This window comes from Cupriavidus sp. WS, assembly GCF_000395345.1.
Lineage (GTDB): Bacteria > Pseudomonadota > Gammaproteobacteria > Burkholderiales > Burkholderiaceae > Cupriavidus > Cupriavidus basilensis_B.
The window spans coordinates 1-2,936 of record NZ_AQPL01000238.1 but is presented as its reverse complement, the minus strand read 5'-3'; the positions used below and the strand labels follow the sequence as shown (position 1 = coordinate 2,936).

The 2,936-nt window shown below is 69.8% G+C and carries 3 protein-coding genes; all 3 read left to right on the top strand.

What is annotated here, in order from left to right; translation table 11 throughout:
* On the top strand, window positions 1-1,117 hold a 1,117-nt coding region (locus tag K206_RS0119600), incomplete at its 5' end, for a class I adenylate-forming enzyme family protein (protein WP_020204093.1).
* 128 nt (window positions 1,118-1,245) lie between these two features.
* A complete protein-coding gene (locus tag K206_RS0119595) occupies window positions 1,246-2,412 on the top strand; it encodes a thiolase domain-containing protein (RefSeq protein WP_020204092.1) in 1,167 nt (388 codons plus the stop codon).
* Between the two features lie 4 nt (window positions 2,413-2,416).
* On the top strand, window positions 2,417-2,824 hold the full coding sequence (locus K206_RS0119590; protein WP_020204091.1) for a Zn-ribbon domain-containing OB-fold protein: 408 nt from the start codon (window positions 2,417-2,419) through the stop codon (window positions 2,822-2,824).
* Window positions 2,825-2,936: the final 112 nt, after the last annotated feature.

The following is a 2,936-nucleotide window of genomic DNA, read 5'->3' as shown; positions in this document are numbered from 1 at the left end:
GCTGGCGCCCGCCGGCACGCCGCCCGCGCCGGTGGCGATCCGGCCGGACTGGGCCTTCAACCTGATCTATTCGTCCGGCACCACGGGCGTGCCCAAGGGCATCATCCAGCCGTTCGGCATGCGCGCCTCGCACGTGCGGCGCGCCGCCCAGGGCGGCTACGGCCCGGACAGCGTGGCATTGCTAGCGACGCCGCTGTACTCCAACACCACGCTGGTCAGCCTGCTGCCCACGCTGGCGCTGGGCGGCACGGTGGTGCTGATGGGCAAGTTCGACGCCGGCCGCTACCTGGCGCTGGCGGCGCGCCACCGCGCCACCCACACCATCCTGGTGCCGGTGCAGTACCAGCGCATCCTCGCGCACGCGGACTTTGCCGGCACCGACCTGTCCGCGTTCCGCTACAAGTTCTGCACCAGCGCGCCGTTCCCGGCGGCGCTCAAGGCCGAGGTGCTGCAACGCTGGCCGGGCGCGCTGATCGAGTATTACGGCATGACCGAAGGCGGCGGGCGCTGCGAGCTGCGCGCGCACGAGCACCCGCACAAGCTGCACACCGTGGGGCGCCCCTCGGCGGACACCGACATGCGCCTGCTCGGCGACGATGGCCGCGAGCTGCCGCCCGACGCGCCGCCCGGCACCCCGGGCGAGATCGTGGGGCATTCGTCGGGCATGATGTCCGGCTACCACAACCAGCCCGCCAAGACCGCCGAGGCGGAATGGTTCGACGCCCGCGGCAAGCGCTTCATCCGCACCGGCGACGTCGGCTATTTCGATGCCGACGGTTTCCTGGTGCTGATGGACCGCAAGAAGGACATGGTCATCTCGGGCGGCTTCAACCTCTACCCCAGCGACATCGAGGCCGTGCTGCTGAAGCACGCCGACGTCGCCGACGCGGCGGTGGTGGGCGTGCCCTCCGAGCGCTGGGGCGAGACGCCGGTGGCCTTCGTGGTGCCGCGCGCCGGCGCCGCGGCCAGCGCCGAGGCGCTACTGGAGTGGGTCAACGGCCGGCTGGAAAAAATGCAGCGCCTGGCCGCGCTGGAGCTGACCGGCGAGCTGCCGCGCAACGCCATCGGCAAGGTGCTCAAGCGCGAGCTGCGCGAGCGCTTCGGGCGCGCGCCGTGAGATCGCGCCACAATCCAGGGTGAGGCAAGAACGCGCTGGCCGGATAGCGGGCAGACCGGCAGACCCGCAGACCCGCCGGCGGATTCCATCCATTCCATCATCCGTACCCGGAACAACCAGGGAGACCCATGAGCATCAACGGCAAGGCATACATCGTCGGGGCCTACGAGCACCCGACGCGCAAGGCTCCGGACAAGAGCGTGGCGCAGCTGCACGCGGAATGCGCGCGCGGCGCGCTCGAAGACGCCGGACTGACCCTGCAGGACGTCGACGGCTACTTCTGCGCGGGCGACGCGCCCGGCCTCGGCATGATCAACATGGTGGACTACCTCGGCCTCAAGGTGCGCCACGTGGACTCCACCGACACCGGCGGCTCGGCCTACATCGCCCACGTCTCGCACGCCGCGCAGGCCATCGCCGCCGGCAAGTGCAACGTGGCGCTGATCACGCTGGCCGGCCGCCCGCGCTCGGAAGGCTCGAGCGGCACGCAGGCGCGCAACTGGGGCGCCAACCTGCCCGACCAGCCGTTCGAGGCACCGTATAACGCCGTCACGGTGAACCTGTACGCGATGGTGGCGATGCGCCATATGTTCCAGTACGGCACCACCAGCGAGCAGCTCGCGTGGATCAAGGTCGCGGCCTCGCACCACGCCCAGCACAACCCCCACGCCATGCTGCGCGAAGTCGTGACCGTGGACGACGTGCTGAACTCGCCGATGATCTCCGACCCGCTGCACAAGCTCGACTGCTGCGTGGTCAGCGACGGCGGCGGCGCGCTGATCGTGGCGCGCCCGGAAATCGCGGCCCGGCTCAAGCGCCCCAAGGTCAAGATCCTCGGCGCCGGCGAAGCGGTCAAGGGCCAGCTCGGCGGCGAAGTCGACCTGAGCTGGTCGGGCGCGGCCATCTCCGGCCCGATCGCCTTCGAGGAAGCGCGCATCCGCCCGTCCGACATCAAGTACGCCTCGATCTACGACAGCTTCACCATCACCGTGCTGATGCAGCTCGAAGACCTGGGCTTCTGCAAGAAAGGCGAAGGCGGCCGCTTCGTGGCCGACGGCAACCTGATCTCGGGCGTCGGCAAGCTGCCCTTTAACACCGACGGCGGCGGCCTGTGCAACAACCATCCGGCCAACCGCGGCGGCATCACCAAGGTGATCGAAGCTGTGCGCCAGCTGCGCGGCGAGGCCCACCCCGCCGTGCAGGTCAAGAACTGCGACCTGGCGCTGGCCCAGGGCACGGGCGGCTATCTCGGCTCGCGCCACGGCAGCGCCACTGTGATTCTGGAACGGGAGTAACACCATGAGCACACCCTACACGGCCACGCCGCTCAAGTCGCCGCAGGTGGCGCCCGACAACACCGCGTTCTGGGAAGCCGCGCGCGAAGGCCGCCTGCTGGTCAGGCACTGCAAGTCCTGCGGCAAGCCGCACTGGTACCCGCGCACGCTGTGCCCGTTCTGCATGGGCGACACCGAATGGAAGCAGGCCTCCGGGCGCGGCACCATCTACTCGTTCAGCGTCACGCGCCGCGCGGGCCCGACGCCGTTCTGCATCGCCTACGTGACGCTCGAAGAAGGCGTGACCATGATGACCCACATCGTCGATTGCGACCTCGACACGGTGCGCATCGGGCAGAAGGTGAAGCTGACCTTCACGCCGACCGAGGACGGGCCGCCGGTGCCGACCTTTGCGCCTGCGGAGGCGGGCTGACAGCGGCGGGGCTCTTGGGCGCCGCGGGATCTGACGGAGAAGGGTCTGGAGCGAGGACCGGCGCTTGCGGATGATGAAGGTCATCGCTTCGTGGATGCGCCGGCCCTCTCCC

Coding starts and splice junctions, on each gene's coding strand:
- K206_RS0119590 (WP_020204091.1), top strand. CDS start 2,417: ATGAGCACACCCTACACGGCCACGCCGCTCAAGTCGCCGCAGGTGGCG.
- K206_RS0119595 (WP_020204092.1), top strand. CDS start 1,246: ATGAGCATCAACGGCAAGGCATACATCGTCGGGGCCTACGAGCACCCG.